We start from the raw sequence: 17,374 nt of genomic DNA, 5'->3' as shown, positions 1-17,374 counted from the left end.
GTCACGGCCTGAGTGTTATCGCTAACAATCACGCCGTCAAGATGCGCCGCGAACATCGTGATTTCCCAGCAAGAACACCGATGTCCACCGCCGTGAGCGCACGACAAAACGCCCACCGCGTGTGCCACCGGCGGGCGGTCCTCACATCTCGTCACACGCGCTGTCCACCGCACGCGGGGAGCTTTCGTACTCTCCTGGTGAACGAAAGGTCCCCGCGTGCGGGAAGCAGCGGGGGTCAGGCGGGTGGGGACACGCTGTCCCTGGTCACCAAGTAAGGGGCCACCGTGCGGCGCGGGCGGGCGGTCTCGCCGTCGCTCACCTGCTCCAGCAGCAGACCGAGGGTTTCCCGTGCCACCGCGGCGAAGTCCGGGCGGACGGTCGTGAGCGGCGGGATGAAGTAGGCCGCTTCCGGCACGTCGTCGAACCCGACCACGCTCACGTCGTGCGGCACCCGCCGGCCCCGTTCGCTCAGCGCCCGCAGCAGGCCGAGGGCCAAGTGGTCGTTGGAGCAGAACACCGCCGTCACCTCGGGCATCCGCGCGAGCATCTGACCCGCGCGGTACCCCGACGCCGCGCTCCAGTCGGCCGTCACCACCGGCGGCACCTCGGCGTCCACCGACTCCAGCGCACGCCGCCAGCCCTGCACGCGACCGGCCGCGTCGAACCAGTCGGCGGGACCGGACACGTGCCACACCGTGCTGTGGCCCGCCTGCAGCAGGTGGGTGGTGGCCTCGAACGCACCGGCCGCCTGGTCGACCGTGACCAGCGGCGTCGCGCGGTCGGGGTCGCCGTCCACCGTCACCAGCGGCACGCCGGCGGGCACGTCCGCCAGCGCGTCGGCGGCACCGGAGTTCGGCGCGATCACCACGATGCCGGCCACGCGCTGGTCGCGATGGCGTTCGACGGCCGCGGAGATGGACTCGCGGTCGAGCACCTTGACCCGGCCGACGCTCACCGCGAACCCGGCCTGGCCCGCCGCCTCCTCGAAGGCGGACAGCAGCGAGGCCGGGCCGTACAGCGTCGAGTTCTGCGCCACCACGCCGATGAGCTGCGTCTTGCCGGTGACCAGCGCGCGGGCCGCGCGGTTGGGCCGGTAGTCGAGCTCCTTGATCGCGGCCTGCACCCGCAGCCGGGTCTGCTCGCGGACGTTGGGGTGGTTGTTGAGAACGCGCGAGACCGTCTGGTGGGACACCCCGGCGAGTCGTGCGACGTCGGTCATCGCGGGGTCGCGCGAAATCTTCTGGTCCACGAACGGTCTCCGATCCTTGGTCTAGACCGATGATGTTAGCGATAACACCGGTCAGTCCTGGTACAGCTCACCCATTGTGACCGCTATTCGAGCCGAAACGTCGCACGTCGGCGCGCGTCGTGGTCGTTTCCGGGTTTGCCGGTCACCAGTCTCCCCCGGTCGTGGATGAGATAAGAATCTGCTCCAACATTCAACGAAATCGCCGTGCTGTCGGCGAGTCCGGCAACCCGGACGAAGCTCGCCGCACGGCCGTAGGCGTCCGTGTCCTCGTACGGGTCGATCCGCACCACGTCACCGTCGACGCGCACGTACCGGTCCGGGAAGTTCACCGACTGCAGCGCGACCGTCCCGGAGCCCGAGAAGCCCGGCACGAACCGGAACTGCGAGTCGGCGAGCTCGCGGACGTTGCCGTCGACCCGCAGCCGGTACTCGTAGTGCCGCACGGTCAGCGCCGGGGAGTCCAACGGCGACAGCCGCGTGATCGGCCCTCCCTCCCCCACCGGGACGCCGAACGACGGGGTGCCGTCGGCGTTCCAGTGCAGCCGCTGCACGCGGGTGTGCCGGTTCGGGTCGAACAGCGGGTCGCCGCTGATGTCGCGGTAGTCGCGGGAGTGGTAGATGAGCACGTCCACGTCGCCGACCGTGGTGAACGAGTTGTGCCCCGGCCCGTACTGCGAGGTCGGCACGTGCGTGGCGAACACCGGGTTCGGCGACTTCGTCCACGACCGCGCGTCGAGCAGGTTCGCGTTCTCGTCGGCGGTCAGCAGGCCCATGCAGTACCGGGCGTCGGTGGCGCTCGCGGAGAACGTCACGAACACGCGGCCGTTGCGGATGAGCACCGCCGGCCCCTCGTTCACCCGGAACCCCTGCACCTCCCACGACGCCGTCGGCGTGGCGATCCGCACCGGCGCCGTCCGCAACACGAGCGGGGAGGCCATCTCGGCGATGTAGAGGTTGGTGCCGGAGCCGACGGCGGGCTCGTTCTGCGCCCACAGGAAGTAGCGCTTGCCGCGGTGCGCGAACGTCGTCGCGTCGAGCGTGAACGTGTCCAGGTGTGTCGTGATCTGGCCGCGCAGCACCCAGCCGTCCAGCCGCGGGTCGGCGTTCGGGGACTCCAGCACATAGGTGCGGATGCGGAACGGGTCGTCCTTGTCACCGGCAGCGAAGTAGACGTACCACCTGCCGTCGATGCGGTGCAGCTCCGGCGCCCAGATGTAGCCGCCCATCTTCCCGGTGGCCGGACGGCGCCAGATGGTGCGCTCGCGGGCGGCGGTCAGGCCGTCCAGGGTGGACGCTCCGCGCACGACGATCCGGTCGTACTCGGGCACGGACCCGGTGAGGTAGTACATGCCGTCGGTGGGCGGTGTGACGAACGGGTCGGCGCGCTGTTCGACGAGCGGGTTGCGGGTGGGCAGCCCGGCCGCGGGTTCGGCGGCGACGGCGGTGGCCGCGGGTGCGGCGGAGGCGAGCGCCCCGGTCGCGGCGAGCACGCCGCCCGTGCGCAGCAGGGATCGGCGGTCGATCACGAGCGGCTCCTGATCCGGAGGAAGGTGACGGAGTTCGGCGGGAAGGTGTGCGTGAAGCTGCTCGCCACCCGCACCTGCTCGGAGCGGGGCTTGATCGGCTGGGCGAACTCGGTGTTCACGTCGTCGGGACGGCCCTGCAGCACGGTCGCACGCGCCGTGGACGACACCGGGACACCGAGGTCGACGCGGGTGCGGGCGGCGTTGTCCTGGGCGTTGACGACCTTGACGACCAGCTCGCCGGTGGCGCGGTCGCGGGTGACGACCTGGCGGAACGGTTCGGCGACCTGGTCGGTGAACTCGCCCCACTTCCGCCCGTCGAGGAACAGCGCGACCTTCCGGCCGCGGACCTCGACCCGCACGTCGTAGGTGCGGCCGGTCTCGATGCGGGTGCCGTCGGTCAGCAGGGTGCTCTTGCCGCCGCCGGCGGCCTTCTCCACAGCGGACTGGGTGTTGTTCCAGCCGCCGAGGTTCCACCAGTAGTAGTTGCCGGTGTCCTTGACGCCGAACGCGACGAGGAAGCCCTCGCGGCCGGACTGCTTGGTGGCCTTGAGGTTCAGCGTGTAGTCGTGCCAGCTCCTGTCGCCGGCGGTGACGAGCGTGTCCTCGGCGGCCGCGTCGGACTGGACGTAGGCGCCGTTGACGACGTTCCACGCGCCGCGGCCGGTCTTCGTCCACTGCGCGTCGGTGCCGGAGAAGTCGTCGCCGAACAACGCCTCACCGGACGCGCCGGTGACCCGCACGTCGTCGTAGCTCGCGGCGGTGGCCCAGGTGGACAGGCCGATGGCGCCGGTGATCGGGGTCTGGGTGGCCGGGGTGGCGGTCGCGGTGCTGGGCACGACGTGGTCGCCCACGTTGGTCATGAACAGCTTCTGCACCTCGTAGCTCGCCGAGCCCCACGACGCGTGGTTGTTGAACCAGATCATGTCCGGCTTCCACTGCACGTAGTCCTCGTTGGCCAGCAGCGGCGCGTACGACGCGAGCTTCACGACGTCGGCGTTGCGTTCCAGGCCGGTCATGAACGCGGCCTCGCTCAGCGCGTTGAAGAACTTGTTGTCCTGGGAGGCGTACTCGCCGAGGAACACCTTGGGACCGTTGCGGTCGTAGGAGTCGTAGCGGGCGTTGTTCTCCAGGAACCAGCTCGGGCTGTTGTAGTAGTGCTCGTCGACCATCTTCACGCCGGCCTGCCGGTTGAGCTGCCAGAGGCGGTCGAACACGCCACCGGTGTCGTCGGGGCCGGAGTTGCTGACGACCGTGATGTCCGGGTACCTCGCGTTGATCGCGGTGCGGAACTCGGTGAAGCGGGCGAAGAACTCGTCGGGCAGGTTCTCCTCGTTGCCGACGCCGAGGTGCGTGAGCCCGAACGGCTTCGGGTGGCCCATCTCGGCGCGCTTGCGGCCCCAGGTGGAGTCGGCGGGGCCGTTGGCGAACTCGATCAGGTCCAGCGTGTCCTGGACGTGCCGGCGCAGCAGCGCGGGGTCGTCCGTGGCACGGTTCTGGCCGCAGCCGGTGACCAGGGCGGGCACGACGGGCAGCGGCATGGCGCCGATGTCCTCGGCGAACTGGAAGTACTCGTAGTAGCCCAGGCCGTAGGACTGGTTGTAGCCCCAGAAGTTCCAGTTCGTGGCGCGCTGCTCGACCGGGCCGATGGTGTCCTTCCACTGGTACGAACGGCGGCGCTCGTAGCCCGGCGCGTCGTAGCCCTGGTGGCTGCCGGTGTTGACCAGGCAGCCGCCGGGGAAGCGCACGAAGCCGGGCTTCAGCGCGGCGACCTTCTCGGCCAGGTCGCGGCGCAGGCCGTGGCCCTTGAAGGTGTCCTGCGGCAGCAGCGAGACCATGTCGAGCCGCAGCGTCCCGGTGCCCTCGCCGGTGACGAGCAGCCGGCCGGTCGTCGTGGACCTGCGGGCGCGGACGGTGCCGGTGTACTTCGCCCAGCCGTCACCGCGGACCTCGACCCGTACCGGGTCACCGAGCGGGGCACCGGCTGGATCGGTCACGGTGGCGGTCAGCGCGGTCCTGGCCTGGTCGGTGCGGGCCCAGACGGAGAAGTCGTAGCGCTGGCCCTCCCGCACGGCGATGCCGGAGTTGTAACCGGAGTTGATCACACCGGCGGGCAGGCCGAGCTTCAGGTAGCGGCGGTTGCGCTCGTTGAGGCGCCCGGCGTCGTCGGCCACGTCCAGGGTGCCGCTGTGCGGTGCCCACGCGGTGAGCCCGGTGTAGCCCGCGTTGTCGGCGGGGTCGTACTCGAACGAGCGGTTCTGCACGAGCTCGGCGTACAGGCCGCCGTCGGCGGCGCGGTTGATGTCCTCGAAGAACACGCCGTACATCGAGTCGTCGATGGACGGGCCCTTCGCCGTGGCGTCGACCTTGAGCGCGTAGTCGGTCTCCGCGGCGGCGCCCGAACCCGGCACGCCGACCAGCAGACCGGCGGCGAGAGCGGCGGACAACAACACGTGCTTGCGGGGCACGGACTTGCGGGGCACGGATTTGCCTCCCCTGCTCGGAAGTGAGCGTTAACATAGGGCTGCGAACTCGTTACGGGCAAGGACTTGACGCGGCAGATGTGAACGTTCACTGTTGTCCACCTGACAACCGCGGACACGCGGTCGAGCTCCGCGACACCGTCGTCACCCCGGAGGAATCCCAGTGCTGAAGAAGATCACGACAGCCGCCAGCGTGGTCGCGCTGTTCGCGTTGACAGCGTGCGGCGGCTCGAGCGGCGGCGGCGATGCCGCCTCCGGCCAGTCCGGCGACAAGATCACCATGGGCTTCGCCCAGGTGGGCGCCGAGAGCGGCTGGCGCACCGCCAACACGAAGTCGATCCAGGACGAGGCCAAGACCGCCGGCATCGACCTGAAGTTCTCCGACGCGCAGCAGAAGCAGGAGAACCAGATCAAGGCGATCCGGTCCTACATCCAGCAGAAGGTGTCGGTGATCGCGTTCAGCCCGGTCGTCGAGACCGGCTGGGACACCGTGCTACTGGAGGCCAAGCGCGCCAACATCCCGGTCATCCTCACCGACCGCTCGATCGACTCCGACGACACCTCGCTCTACAAGACGTTCCTCGGGTCGGACTTCGTCGAGGAGGGCCGCAAGGCCGGTGACTGGCTGGTGGCCAACGCCTCCGGGCCCACCAACGTGGTCGAGCTGCAGGGCACCACCGGTGCCGCGCCCGCGATCGACCGCAAGAAGGGCTTCGAGGAGAAGATCGCCGGCAAGTCCGACATCAAGGTCGTCGCCTCGCAGACCGGTGACTTCACCCGCTCCGGCGGCAAGCAGGTCATGGAGGCCTTCCTCAAGTCCCAGCCCAAGATCGACGTGGTCTACGCCCACAACGACGACATGGGCCTGGGCGCGATCGAGGCCATCAAGGCCGCCGGCAAGGTGCCCGGCAAGGACATCAAGATCATCACCGTGGACGCGGTGAAGGACGGCATGACCGCGCTGGCCAACGGCGAGATCAACTTCATCGTCGAGTGCAACCCGTTGCTGGGCAAGCAGTTGATGGACCTGGCGAAGAAGGTCGTCAAGGGCGAGGAGGTGCCGGCCAGGGTCGTGACCGAGGAGGGCACGTTCACCCAGGAGCAGGCCAAGACCGCGCTGCCGCAGCGCCAGTACTGACCCCGGTCCCCGCCGCAGGACAGCACACGCGGTGGGTGGTCGCGCGGTCGTGACCACCCACCGCCCCACCAGACCGCGGGACCCGTCGCTCCGCCCAAGTGGCGACGGGTCCCGCACCTCAGCGACGAAGGCCTGAGCCATGACCGAGTCACCGCCGCCAGTCGTCGAGATGCGGGGCATCACCCTCGCGTTCCCCGGCGTGAAGGCGTTGCAGGACGTCGACTTCCGGTTGTTCCCCGGCGAGGTGCACGCCCTCATGGGCGAGAACGGCGCCGGGAAGTCCACCCTGATCAAGACCCTGACCGGCGTGCACCGCCCCGACAGCGGCCAGGTCGTGCTGGCCGGCGCCGACGTGGCGTTCTCCTCCCCCGGCGAGGCGCAGCACGCCGGCATCAGCACGGTCTACCAGGAGGTCAACCTCTGCGCGAACCTCACGGTCGCGGAGAACATCCTGCTGGGCCGCGAACCCCGCAAGCGCGGCGGCATCGACTTCCCGGCCATGCGCAAGCGCTCCGCCGAGGTCCTCTCCCGCATCGGCGTGCACATCGACCCGGCCTCCAGCCTCGGCGAGCACCCGATCGCGGTGCAGCAGCTCGTGGCCATCGCGCGCGCGATCGCGGTCGACTGCCGGGTGCTCGTGCTCGACGAGCCGACGTCCAGCCTGGACGCCGGTGAGGTCGCCGAGCTGTTCCGCATCATGCGGGTGCTGCGCGACGAGGGCGTCGCGATCCTGTTCGTGTCGCACTTCCTCGACCAGGTCTACGAGATCTCCGACCGGATGACGGTGCTGCGCAACGGGACCCTCGTCGGTGAGCACCTCACCGCCGAGGTCGACCGGCGGGCGCTGATCGCCCAGATGATCGGCCGCGACCTCGGCGCGCTGGAGGCCATCGAGGACGCCGCCGAGCAGCGCCACCCGGAGGGACCGGTGCTGGTGCACGCGGAGGGCCTCGGCCGCCGCGGCGCCATCGAACCGTTCGACCTGGAGATCCGCGCGGGCGAGGTGGTCGGCCTGGCCGGTCTGCTCGGCTCCGGCCGCACCGAGCTCGCCCGGCTGCTGTTCGGCGCGGACAAGGCCGACTCCGGCCGCGTGCTCGTCGACGGCAAGCCCGTGCGGCTGCGCGGACCGCGGTCGGCCATCGCCGCCGGCATCGCGTTCAGCTCCGAGGACCGCAAGGGCGAGGGCGTGGTCGCGGACCTGTCCATCCGGGACAACCTGGTGCTCGCCATGCAGGCCGCACGCGGGTGGACCCGGCCGCTGTCGCGCAAGACCAAGGACCAGCTCGTCGAGAAGTACCTGACGGCGCTGGACATCCGCCCGGCCAACCCGGACGCGCTGGTGCGCACCCTGTCCGGCGGCAACCAGCAGAAGGTCCTGCTCGCCCGCTGGCTCGTCACCGAGCCGCGGCTGCTTATCCTGGACGAGCCGACCAGGGGCATCGACATCGGCGCGAAGGCCCAGATCCAGCAGCTCGTCACGACCCTGGCCGCGGAGGGCACCGCGGTGCTGTTCATCTCCGCCGAGCTGGAGGAGGTCGTGCGCATCGCCGACCGGATCGTGGTGCTGCGCGACCGGCGCAAGATCGCCGAGCTGGACGGGTCGGTCACCGGCGTGGACGAGGTGGTCGAGCTCATCGCGGGCGGAGCCGCACCGGAGAAGGTGGTGTCGTGAAGAACCGTTTGCTGTGGCCGTTGCTCGCGCTGGCCGCGCTGCTGCTGCTCAACCTCGTCGTCACGCCGTCGTTCTTCTCGTTGCGCGTCCAGGACGGCCACCTCTACGGCGGCCTGGTCGACGTGCTCAAGAACGGCGCGCCGACCCTGCTGATCGCACTGGGCATGACCCTGGTGATCGCCACCCGCGGCATCGACCTCTCCGTCGGCGCGGTGGCGGCGATCGCGGGCGCGGTCACGTGCGTCCACATCGGAACGTCCGACTCGGCGGGCACCGCGTTCGCCGGCATGGCGATCGCGCTCGTGCTGTGCGCGGTGCTCGGGCTGTGGAACGGGTTCCTCGTGGCGGGGCTGGGCATCCAGCCGATCATCGCGACCCTCGTGCTGATGACGGCGGGCCGCGGTGTGGCCATGCTCGTCACCGAGGGGCAGATCGTCACGGTCAACAACGACGCCTACCGCCAGGTCGGCGCCGGGTTCGTCGTGCTGCCGATCTCGATCCTGATCAGCCTGCTGGTGCTGGGGCTGGTGGCGTTCGCGACCCGGCGCACCGCGCTGGGCATGCTGATCGAGTCGGTCGGCGTGAACCCGGAGGCCTCGCGGCTGGCCGGCGTGCGGTCGCGCACGATCATCTGGACCGTCTACGTGTTCGCCGCCGTGTGCGCGGGCATCGCCGGTCTGATGATCAGCTCGAACGTGAGCGCGGCCGACGCCAACAACGCCGGTCTGTGGATCGAGATGGACGCGATCCTCGCCGTCGTCATCGGCGGCACGTCGCTCGCGGGCGGGCGCTACTCGCTCACCGGCACGCTGCTCGGTGCCCTGATCATCCAGACCCTCACCACCACCGTCTACACGATCGGCGTCGCCCCGGAGGTCACGCTGCTCTTCAAGGCGGTCGTCGTCATCGCCGTGTGCCTGGTGCAGGCCCCGAAGGCCCGTGCGGCGCTCAGCTTCCGGAAGGTGGCCGTCTCATGACCACGCTCGTCGGCGGGGTGCGCGGGGTGCCGTCGCGGTTCCTGCCCGTCCTCGCGACCGTCGTGCTGTTCGTCCTCTCCTTCGGGATCGGCTCGGTGCGCTACGACGGCTTCGCGTCCGGCCAGGTGATCGCGAACCTGTTCATCGACAACGCGTTCCTGATCGTGCTCGCGGCGGGGATGACGTTCGTGATCCTCAGCGGCGGCATCGACCTGTCCGTCGGGTCGGTGGTCGCGCTGTCCACGATGGTCACCGCGGCCGGGCTGCGCGCGGGCTGGCCGGTGCCGCTGGTCGTGCTGGCGGTGCTGGTGATCGGCTCGACGCTGGGCCTGCTGATGGGGCTGGTGATCCACAAGTTCGACATCCAGCCGTTCATCGTCACGCTGGCCGGCATGTTCCTGGCCCGCGGCCTGTGCTTCCTGATCAGCGTCGAGTCGGTGTCCATCAAGGACCGCACGCTGCGCGACATCGCGACCGCCGCCATCCCGCTGCCCGGTGGCGTGACGATCACCTACAACGTCGTGATCGCGCTGCTGGTCGTGCTCGCCGCCATGTACGTGCTGCACCGCACCCGGTTCGGCCGCACGGTGTACGCGGTGGGCGGCAACGAGTCGTCCGCGCTGCTGATGGGCCTGCCGACCGCGCGGGTGAAGGTCGGCGTGTACGTGATCAGCGGGTTCTGCTCGGCGCTGGCCGGGCTGCTGTTCAGCCTGTACATGCTGTCGGGCTACGGCCTGCACGCCGTCGGCATGGAGCTGGAGGCGATCGCGGCCGTGGTCATCGGCGGGACGTTGCTCGCCGGTGGTGTCGGCTACGTGCTGGGCGGGCTGGCCGGGGTGCTGGTGCTCGGCACGATCCAGACGCTGATCTCGTTCCAGGGCACGCTCAGCTCGTGGTGGACGAAGATCGTGATCGGTGTGCTGCTGCTGGTGTTCATCGCGGTGCAGCGGACCATGGTGCGGCGGTGAGGCGTGCCGCCCCGTACGCGCTGGTAGTGCTCGTGGTGCTGGTCGCGGTCGTGGTCGTGGTCCGCGACCCGCCCGGCATCGCGGGCACCCCGGCCGTCGCGGCCGTGCCTGCTCGTACGACAGGAGCCCCGACCCGCTGACCGTCGCGATGAGCTGGGCCGACTACGGGAATTCAGCGGCCTGTGGTACGTACGTGCTGGTCAAGGCCGCGAACGGGAAGAGCGTCACGGTCCGGGTCACCGACCTGTGCCCCGGCCGGTGGCGGCAGCTGCCGAGGGCCGGGTACAACTGCTTCCTCGCCGAGAACGGCTGCGGCGGGCCGGTCGCGGTCACCGACCTCTACGGCGAACGGTTCGTGCTGCCCGCGCTACCGGTCCGGCCTGACGTGGTCCAGCCGACGGAAGAGCAGTTCAGCGCCCACTGACCCGATCGTGGGGAACATTCGCGGCCCGTACGATGTTGATCATTGCAGGGCAGACGACACCGTGGCGCTCAGCCCAGACGACTGGGTGCAGAACCAGACCAAGCAGATCCCGGAGACCGGGACCACCGAGGGCGTCCTGATCTTCGACCGGCCCATCGTCCTCCTGACCGTGCGTGGTGCCAAGAGCGGCCAGCTGCGCTGCATGCCCGTCATGCGCGTGGAGCACGACGGCAGCTACGCGGTGGTGGCGTCGAAGGGGTGCGCGCCCGAGCACCCCGCGTGGTTCCGCCAGCACACGCGCGCCGACTGCTGAGTGCGCAGGCCACCGGCGAGGCCGACCCGCTGTGCCATGGCTGCGGCCATCAGCCTGTACCAGCCCGGCAGTGGACAACGACTGAAGTCGAACCGGTACTCACGCCCACCCTCGCCGCGGAAGAACCCCGCGCAACCGTCCTCGGTGCCGTCCTGCACACCCGGCGGTGCCGAGCAGGGGCCGACGGGCCACGGCCGGGGTGCCGCGTCTGCTGCTGCCGCGCCCGCTCACCGCGCACCGACTGCGAGCGCGGAGTCTTCGGCGGGGTTCTCCCGCAGCTCGGTCAGCGGGATCAGATGCGGGTCCTCCCAGGTGTCGGGCACCGAAGCCATCCGGGTGTGCATCTCCAACGCACCCAGCGCGATGGCACAGCCGGATATTGCAACTGTCCGAATAACAATGTGCCCATCGGTGGCTCACTTCAGCTTCGGTCAGGCCCGGCGGTAGCGCTCCCAGGACGGGGTCGGATGGCAAGGCGTCGGATTGGCGATCAGGGCAACGACGCCGGTCCGCGAGCGGCGAGATGACCAGTCGTATCAGTGCGGCGACGTCGACCAGGCGCTGGAACCTCTTGACGCGTCAGTGAAACCAGCTCTGGCGGCGGCCCGGTTATTCCATGCCGAAATGGGACAATGGGATCTACGCCGTTCGGGCGTTTGGGTTCAGCTTTGCCGCGCGCGGCAAGACCATCGCGCCACACCAGCGTTCGCTGATCGGAATCCAACCACGTTGTTATCGACCCGCACTCGCCCAGCCGGGTTCGGGTAGGCCCACTTCTTCGCGACCAACCGTCGATGCCACCGCAGCGCGGTGCCCGGACATCAACCGGTGCTCTCGCAGCCACACCGGTAACTGGCGGACCAACGCGGCCAGCACGGCACGATCAGCCCAATCCAACCGAGGACGGCGCTGACTGCGAGGTCCCCGTCCTCACTGCGTGCCACGATCAAGCCGGCCCAGAAGTCCGCCGGTTCGCAGATGCCACCAGCCAACCGCAGGCCCAGAACCACGACGGCGATGTCGTTGTCAGGGCTGCCAGAAGTCGAACGCGTCATCGGTCCGCACAAGTCTCGGACAGGCCCGTCCACAGGGCACGGGAGCAAGCTTCAGTGATCAGTTCAGCTGAGCCGGCATGCCGTGCTACCGCCGGTCGCAGAGCGCGTTCTTGACCAGGTCGAAGGACGGGTCCTCGAGCGGCGTCGGCGGGGTGGACGACTCCACCGGGATCACCGAGTCGGTGTTCATCGAGACGATGACGCTGCGCTTGCCGTCGGGCGTGATCCCGTTGCGGGTCTGGAAGCCCTGGATGTCACCTGCGTGCGACCAGAATCCGCCGCACGCGGTGGGAATCCAGGCGATGCCCAGTCCGTACCGCGCTTCCGGCCACACCGACTGCAGGCTCGGCGCCGGCACCGTCTTCTGCATCTCGGCCAGCTCCGCGGGAGCGAGGAGTTCGCCCGAGATCAGGGCTCGCAGGAATACGAGCGCGTCGTTGGTGGTGCTGACCAGCTCTCCCGCCGCTTCGGCATAGGACGGGTTGAGCTCGGTGACGTCGACGGGCTTTCCGAAGCGCAACGGATCCGCTGTGACGTTTTCCGGGAAGCGCTCGTACGCGGTCGCGTGGGGGTGCGGCAGCGCAGTCGAGTGACCGGGGGCCGACGTGTTCCGCAATCCCAGGCGCTGGACGATCCGCTCGTCGACGGCGGTGCGCCAGTCCTGGCCGGTCACCTTGCCGATGATCATTCCGGCCAGCACGTAGTTGGTGTTGGAGTAGCTCCAGCCGGCGCCGGGCGCGAAGGTCGGTGTCTGACGCATCGCGAGGGCCACGAGGTCCGCCGGGGAGTGCTTGTCGAACCGGTGCTGCCGGAAGTCGTCATCGGTGAACACGGGCACGCTGGCGATGTACTCGGGAATGCCGCTGGTGTGCTGGAGCAGCTGACGAACGGTGATCCTGCTGCCGTCGTTCCCACTGCCGGTCACGACTCCGGGCAGCCACTTCTCGACGGTGTCGTCGAGTGACAGGCGGCGTTCGCCGACGAGCTGGAGCAGCGTGGTCGCCACGAAGGTCTTGCTGAAGCTCGCGATGCGGAAGTGGGAGTCCCACGGCACCGGTGTCTTCGCGTCGGTGTCGCCTGCTCCGCTGCGGACCTTCACCGCACCGCCGGGCGTGCGCAGTTCGGTCAGAACGCCGGGGGCACCTTTCGCCACCAGTGCGTCGGCGTCTTTCTGCAAAGAGGCCTGAACCGCGTCGTCCGTGTCGTGCTCGGCACCGGCCGGTGAACATCCGGCCACAAACGATATTGCAAGCAGCGCCACCAAGGCGCTCGTTTTCGTACTCATGACATCACCGTAAGAACGCATTCACGCGATGTCGTCATCCTTGTTGGTCGTCCGTCCTACCCCTCTGGTGGTAGAGCGGATCTCTTGTGTTTCCGAACAAGAATCCCGTGGTAGCGTCCCGCCGGTGCGCAAGCTTCTCCGACCGGCGTGGGCAGACCTTCTTCTCGCCTTGGTTGCCACGGTCCTCACCCTGGCCAATCAAGTGGAATATTTCGGCGCCGATCTCACACCTGCGGATTTGTCGCTCGCCGCGCTCACAGTGGCGCCCATGGTGATCCGTCACATCGCGCCGGTGACGTCGTTGTGCATGATTCTCGGTTCGACGGTCGCCTACACGTTCTTCGGTCATGGCGTCCTGGGCAACATGGGGCTGGGTGTGCTCGTCGGCGTGTTCACCGTCGCCAACGTGCGCAGCTCACGGACCGCCGCGGTCATGGCAGTGACCTCGGCACTATGCCTGCTGGTGCCCGAATACGTCGGGGAGGCGACGCTGAAATGGTCGGAAGCCGTGCAGACCGTCCTGGTCTTGTTCGTTGCCTGGATACTCGGCGAGAGTTCCAAGAAATGGGCCAGGCGTGCCGAGGAAGCAGCTGAGCGAGCAGGTCGCGCGGCCGCCGACGAGCGAGTGCGGATCGCACGGGAGTTGCACGACATCGTCGCGCACCACATGTCTGTGATCTCCTTGCAGACCGGGGTGGCCGAGTACACCATCGCGTCCGATCCCGCCACCGCGCGTACCGCGATCTCAACCGTCTCCGAGTCCTGCCGGCAGGGCTTGACCGAGATGCGCAGGTTGCTCGACGTGCTGCGGGTGGAGAACGAAACAGAATTTCCCGACGTGCAACTGGCGAGTCCTGGCCTCGACACTCTCCCCGGTTTGGTGAACCGCACGCGCGACGCCGGTCTCGCCGTCGAACTCGTGGTCCGGGGAACACCGCGCGCCTTGCCTTCCGGGCAGGACCTCTGTGCCTACCGCGTCGCGCAGGAATCCTTGACCAACGTCCTCAAGCACGCGGGTCCTGCAGCTGTGGAGGTGGTGCTCGACTACCGTGCGCACGAACTGTTGTTGACCATCACCGATGACGGCGCGCCGAGACCTTCCGGCGCCAAGGCGAAATCGCACGGCATCCGGGGGATGCGTGAGCGCGCCGAACTCTACGGTGGCATCCTGGACGCCGGACACCGCTCTCCCCGAGGGTTCCAGGTCGTGTTGCGCCTGCCGATTCCTGACGAGGCCTGATTTCGACCGCCGACCGAATGCACGTGCTGGAGAGATGTCATGGCAATCCGCGTCCTGGTGGTCGACGACCAGTACCTCGTTCGCCACGCTCTCATGGCGTTGCTCAACGCCGCACCCGGCATCGAACCCGTCGGCGAGGCGTCAGACGGTGAGCGCGCCGTGGCGTTGGTCGCCGATCTGACGCCCGACGTGGTGCTCATGGACATCAAGATGCCGGTCATGGACGGACTCAGCGCCACCCGGCGCATCCTCGCGATGCGCCCGGAGACCCAGGTCGTCGTGTTGACCACCTTCGACATCCCCGAGTACGTCTACACGGCGCTGACCGACGGAGCCGCCGGGTTCATCATGAAGGACACACCTCCCGATCGGATCATCGCGGCGGTGCGCACGGTCGCGGTAGGAGAGATGCTGATCTCGCCGGCCATCACCCTGCGGCTGATCCAGACCTACGCACAACGTCACCGCGTCGAACTCCAGGCGAACACCCGGCTGCTGGAACTGACGCCACGAGAGACCGAGATCCTGCGGCTGCTCGGGACCGGATCGACCAACGAGGAGATCGCGGACCAGCTCGCCATCAGCGAAGCGACGGTGAAGACGCACGTGAAGCACACGATGCGGAAGTTGAACCTGACCACCCGCGCTCAGGCTGTGGTCGTGGCCTACGAGAGCGGCCTGGTCGTTCCTGGCTCTGCGGCTCCCAGCGGCTGAGGTGTGAGAACGCTTCCGCACCGCACGCGTGCGACGCTTCGGTCCACGAGGCGGAGCTCCACAGCGGACAGTGGTCCCGTGGGGTCACTTCTGGAGGTTCTCGCGGCGCTCCTGCTGGCGATGACCGAATGCGGCGTTGCGCACCGCCTCGTCGCTCTCCAGGCGAGCACCGAGCGCCCCTGCCACCGTCGCGGCGAGCCACGCCAGGCCCAGGTAGTCGCGCACGGCCGGAGAGTGAGCGATCTGCTGCGCCAGCACGGACGATTCGAGCACCAACACCACCGCGCCGAGCACCACCAGGAACAACGCCACGTACAACCTGGAGATCCCCCAGCACCAGCATGACCACCGTCGTGAGGTTGTACAGCCGCGCCCGCGCCTTCTCCTTCGTGTCGGACGGCCGCTCCCACAGGTCGTGCGTGACAACCAGCCACGTCACCATGGCGGTGATCGACAGCAGCATCGCCGCCACCAGCCTCACCACGCTCGACTGCGCGCCGAGCATCCACACGGTTGGGCCGATCAACGTGTAGGCCCCGTGCCGAAGGCGGCCACGAGCATGCTGGACATGCCCATCGCGAGCCGCCACGGCCGGTTCGCCCTGACCACGCCCGCGGACATCCGCAACCGGCCGCGTAGACCAAGTGCCACAACCGCACACCGATGTCGTCGGTCGGCGAGTCCACCCGCCGCGCACGCCGCTTCATCGGGACCTCATGATCCCTGAGCTCGGCAACGACGGCACTGACGACATCACCGGTCTTGCGGCGCAGGCCCAGCTGCCCAGTGCCGGGAGCGACGCCACAGCGAGGCCGTCGTCGGCACTGGCATCCGCGACCACCGGATCGGTGCCGTCCCTGCGCGGCAGGTCCGTCAGGCACACCCACAGGTCGCAACGCTCGTCCGCGACCTGGTCCCGCACCGCCTGCGCGACGTGCCGCACCGAGCCGTGCTCGTCGGCGGCGAGCTGGTCGCACACAGGCACCACCCGTCACTCGACGCCACCGTTCACGTCGCAGCTCAACCGCCGCGGCAGATGCCCGGCCAGGGCTTCCACGATGTCAGTCGCCAGTCCGGGATCGGCGAGCAGACCGAGCACAACGGTTGCCTACACGTGCCGTCAAGTACACCTCGCCACCTGGTCTCGCCTCGACCCAGCGATAGATGCCCAGCCTGCTGGGTGAGTTCGTCGACCTGCCTGGCTCAACGTCGCGGCGGTACGGCACGTGCAACCGGTCTTCGCCTCGGCCACCAGCGGCGCAGACCATCCGAGTCACCCGTCGTGTTCCACAACCGGTCGCCAGAGGCCTGCCATCACTATGCCGAGCACCTCGTCCCGTTCGGCGGGCGTGACACTCGACGACTCCTTCGTGGGCATCGCCACCGGTTCGGCCTGCGTGGGCACCAGCACCAGCGGAGGACAGCGCACACAGCGCTGTCCTCCCCCAGTTCTTCTCACTGCTCGTCATCCCCCTTCGTTCGCGCCGCGTCATGACCAGCTCTGCGACTCGGACGCGGTACACCGGAGGGCCGTCAGCCCCCCGGAGTTGTCGATGCAGCGACCGGACTGCTGGTTCTTGAACTCATGGGTTCCGCCGGCCAAATTCGCCAGTACCAGCTCTGGTACTTCGACTGGTTGCACGGGTAGCCACGCAGTCCATACTCGATGCTGTCGTCGATGCAACGGCCGGTGGCGTGGCTCTTCAGCTGCCAGGTGTTGTCGGACCACTCTTGGGGTCCCATTTCTGGCAGACACCACCGTTGAAGGGAAACGCGCGCAGGCCGTCCTGGAAGTTGTCGTCCACGTACAAGCCGGTCTTCTGGTTGCGGAAGAACTGCGACGTCTGCGCCTGCGCCGGGACAGCCGTCAGGCCGGTGATGATCAATGCCGCTGCGGTGACGAACCACAGGCTTGTTCTCATGTTCTGCCTCTCCCCCAGTCGACCGGTCGGTCAGAAGCAGAGCTGGCCGCCCCAGATGTTGTCGCCGGCGGGTGGCACGTGGATGCCCGCGGTGATGCAGGAGTGCATGAACTCGGTGTGGAACTCCTGCGAGTAGTACGAACCCACGTACCAGGTGGCCGTGCTACCGGCCCGCTGCCAGCCGTAGCGGTCCCACAGCACGAGCTCGCCGGTGTACGGCGCACCCGCGGTCTTGTGGTAGCTCACCCTGGCGATCGAGTAGAACGCGACCACCTCGACGCACAGGTCACCGTTGCCGATGTTGCGACACGCCCTGCTCGCCTCGGCGCTCGCGGGGACGGTGAGCAGGCCGACGGACATCGCGGTCGCCGCGATCACGGCGCCGATCTTCTTGGTTGAAAACACTTTTCC

At 68.6% G+C, this 17,374-nt stretch carries 19 protein-coding genes; 10 read left to right on the top strand and 9 right to left on the bottom strand.

Annotated elements, in window-relative coordinates:
- Positions 1 to 235 precede the first annotated feature (235 nt).
- The 3 genes from ACVDFE_RS23085 to ACVDFE_RS23075 form a co-directional block, all read right to left on the bottom strand.
- Positions 236 to 1,219, bottom strand: coding sequence for a LacI family DNA-binding transcriptional regulator (locus ACVDFE_RS23085; RefSeq protein ID WP_458434383.1), 984 nt, complete (start codon positions 1,217 to 1,219; stop codon positions 236 to 238).
- A gap of 113 nt (positions 1,220 to 1,332) precedes the next feature.
- Positions 1,333 to 2,775 carry a family 43 glycosylhydrolase gene (locus ACVDFE_RS23080; RefSeq protein ID WP_458431812.1) on the bottom strand — a complete coding sequence of 481 codons (1,443 nt, stop codon included), beginning with the start codon at positions 2,773 to 2,775 and terminating at the stop codon, positions 1,333 to 1,335.
- Positions 2,772 to 5,255: an alpha-L-arabinofuranosidase C-terminal domain-containing protein gene (locus tag ACVDFE_RS23075; protein ID WP_360389463.1), complete on the bottom strand. Its 2,484-nt coding sequence runs from the start codon at positions 5,253 to 5,255 to the stop codon at positions 2,772 to 2,774. Before ACVDFE_RS23075 ends, ACVDFE_RS23080 begins: the two co-directional genes overlap by 4 nt.
- 163 nt (positions 5,256 to 5,418) lie before the next feature.
- On the opposite strand from ACVDFE_RS23075, the gene ACVDFE_RS23070 reads away from it, so the two are divergent.
- The 7 genes from ACVDFE_RS23070 to ACVDFE_RS23040 all read left to right on the top strand — a co-directional run bounded on the left by ACVDFE_RS23070 (position 5,419) and on the right by ACVDFE_RS23040 (position 10,747).
- Positions 5,419 to 6,393 carry an ABC transporter substrate-binding protein gene (locus tag ACVDFE_RS23070; RefSeq protein ID WP_360389466.1) on the top strand — a complete coding sequence of 325 codons (975 nt, stop codon included), beginning with the start codon at positions 5,419 to 5,421 and terminating at the stop codon, positions 6,391 to 6,393.
- A gap of 139 nt (positions 6,394 to 6,532) precedes the next feature.
- On the top strand, positions 6,533 to 8,065 hold the full coding sequence (locus ACVDFE_RS23065; protein ID WP_360389468.1) for a sugar ABC transporter ATP-binding protein: 1,533 nt from the start codon (positions 6,533 to 6,535) through the stop codon (positions 8,063 to 8,065).
- Positions 8,062 to 9,042, top strand: a complete 981-nt coding sequence (locus ACVDFE_RS23060) for an ABC transporter permease (protein WP_458431811.1) — start codon at positions 8,062 to 8,064, stop codon at positions 9,040 to 9,042. The genes ACVDFE_RS23065 and ACVDFE_RS23060 overlap by 4 nt, the downstream gene beginning before the upstream one ends.
- Positions 9,039 to 10,010 carry a galactofuranose ABC transporter, permease protein YjfF gene (yjfF, locus tag ACVDFE_RS23055; protein WP_360389474.1) on the top strand — a complete coding sequence of 324 codons (972 nt, stop codon included), beginning with the start codon at positions 9,039 to 9,041 and terminating at the stop codon, positions 10,008 to 10,010. Before ACVDFE_RS23060 ends, yjfF begins: the two co-directional genes overlap by 4 nt.
- Positions 10,007 to 10,150, top strand: coding sequence for a hypothetical protein (locus ACVDFE_RS23050; RefSeq protein WP_458431810.1), 144 nt, complete (start codon positions 10,007 to 10,009; stop codon positions 10,148 to 10,150). The genes yjfF and ACVDFE_RS23050 overlap by 4 nt, the downstream gene beginning before the upstream one ends.
- Positions 10,151 to 10,158: 8 nt before the next feature.
- Complete coding sequence (locus tag ACVDFE_RS23045; RefSeq protein WP_458431809.1) at positions 10,159 to 10,434, top strand: hypothetical protein; 276 nt, start codon at positions 10,159 to 10,161, stop codon at positions 10,432 to 10,434.
- A 61-nt stretch (positions 10,435 to 10,495) separates the two neighbouring features.
- Positions 10,496 to 10,747: a nitroreductase/quinone reductase family protein gene (locus ACVDFE_RS23040; RefSeq protein ID WP_458431808.1), complete on the top strand. Its 252-nt coding sequence runs from the start codon at positions 10,496 to 10,498 to the stop codon at positions 10,745 to 10,747.
- A 1,140-nt stretch (positions 10,748 to 11,887) separates the two neighbouring features.
- On the opposite strand, the gene ACVDFE_RS23035 is transcribed toward ACVDFE_RS23040, so the two are convergent.
- The gene (locus ACVDFE_RS23035) at positions 11,888 to 13,087 is read right to left on the bottom strand and encodes a serine hydrolase domain-containing protein (RefSeq protein WP_458431807.1); all 1,200 of its coding nucleotides are present in this window, start codon (positions 13,085 to 13,087) and stop codon (positions 11,888 to 11,890) included.
- 124 nt (positions 13,088 to 13,211) lie between these two features.
- Here ACVDFE_RS23035 and ACVDFE_RS23030 point away from each other — a divergent pair, with 124 nt between their 5' ends.
- On the top strand, positions 13,212 to 14,327 hold the full coding sequence (locus ACVDFE_RS23030) for a sensor histidine kinase (RefSeq protein WP_458431806.1): 1,116 nt from the start codon (positions 13,212 to 13,214) through the stop codon (positions 14,325 to 14,327).
- A 39-nt stretch (positions 14,328 to 14,366) separates the two neighbouring features.
- Positions 14,367 to 15,041: a response regulator gene (locus tag ACVDFE_RS23025; RefSeq protein WP_458431805.1), complete on the top strand. Its 675-nt coding sequence runs from the start codon at positions 14,367 to 14,369 to the stop codon at positions 15,039 to 15,041.
- Between the two features lie 84 nt (positions 15,042 to 15,125).
- Here the strand turns inward: ACVDFE_RS23025 and ACVDFE_RS23020 are convergent, their stop codons facing one another.
- On the bottom strand, positions 15,126 to 15,353 hold the full coding sequence (locus tag ACVDFE_RS23020) for a hypothetical protein (RefSeq protein WP_458431804.1): 228 nt from the start codon (positions 15,351 to 15,353) through the stop codon (positions 15,126 to 15,128).
- Positions 15,354 to 15,394: 41 nt separating this feature from the next.
- Here ACVDFE_RS23020 and ACVDFE_RS23015 point away from each other — a divergent pair, with 41 nt between their 5' ends.
- Positions 15,395 to 15,574 (top strand): hypothetical protein, encoded by a 180-nt coding sequence (locus tag ACVDFE_RS23015; protein WP_458431803.1) that lies wholly within the window; start codon positions 15,395 to 15,397, stop codon positions 15,572 to 15,574.
- Between the two features lie 170 nt (positions 15,575 to 15,744).
- Here ACVDFE_RS23015 and ACVDFE_RS23010 read toward each other — a convergent pair whose 3' ends face one another.
- From ACVDFE_RS23010 to ACVDFE_RS22995, 4 genes are all read right to left on the bottom strand, one after another.
- Complete coding sequence (locus tag ACVDFE_RS23010) at positions 15,745 to 16,029, bottom strand: hypothetical protein (protein ID WP_458431802.1); 285 nt, start codon at positions 16,027 to 16,029, stop codon at positions 15,745 to 15,747.
- 285 nt (positions 16,030 to 16,314) lie between these two features.
- A complete protein-coding gene (locus ACVDFE_RS23005; protein WP_458431801.1) occupies positions 16,315 to 16,470 on the bottom strand; it encodes a hypothetical protein in 156 nt (51 codons plus the stop codon).
- A 274-nt stretch (positions 16,471 to 16,744) separates the two neighbouring features.
- Entirely contained in the window at positions 16,745 to 16,963 is a 219-nt protein-coding gene (locus tag ACVDFE_RS23000) for a hypothetical protein (protein WP_458431800.1), read from the bottom strand.
- A 30-nt stretch (positions 16,964 to 16,993) separates the two neighbouring features.
- A complete protein-coding gene (locus ACVDFE_RS22995; RefSeq protein ID WP_458431799.1) occupies positions 16,994 to 17,368 on the bottom strand; it encodes a hypothetical protein in 375 nt (124 codons plus the stop codon).
- Positions 17,369 to 17,374 lie beyond the last annotated feature (6 nt).

The organism is Lentzea chajnantorensis (assembly GCF_054300775.1).
The sequence above is the reverse complement of the archived record's forward strand: the minus strand, read 5'-3'. Positions and strand labels throughout refer to the sequence as shown.

Excerpts from the sequence above, each read along its gene's own strand:
- ACVDFE_RS23000 (WP_458431800.1), bottom strand. The coding sequence starts at position 16,963 with ATGAGAACAAGCCTGTGGTTCGTCACCGCAGCGGCATTGATCATCACC.
- ACVDFE_RS23065 (WP_360389468.1), top strand. The coding sequence starts at position 6,533 with ATGACCGAGTCACCGCCGCCAGTCGTCGAGATGCGGGGCATCACCCTC.
- yjfF (WP_360389474.1), top strand. The coding sequence starts at position 9,039 with ATGACCACGCTCGTCGGCGGGGTGCGCGGGGTGCCGTCGCGGTTCCTG.
- ACVDFE_RS23025 (WP_458431805.1), top strand. The coding sequence starts at position 14,367 with ATGGCAATCCGCGTCCTGGTGGTCGACGACCAGTACCTCGTTCGCCAC.
- ACVDFE_RS23085 (WP_458434383.1), bottom strand. The coding sequence starts at position 1,219 with ATGACCGACGTCGCACGACTCGCCGGGGTGTCCCACCAGACGGTCTCG.
- ACVDFE_RS23045 (WP_458431809.1), top strand. The coding sequence starts at position 10,159 with ATGAGCTGGGCCGACTACGGGAATTCAGCGGCCTGTGGTACGTACGTG.
- ACVDFE_RS23035 (WP_458431807.1), bottom strand. The coding sequence starts at position 13,087 with ATGAGTACGAAAACGAGCGCCTTGGTGGCGCTGCTTGCAATATCGTTT.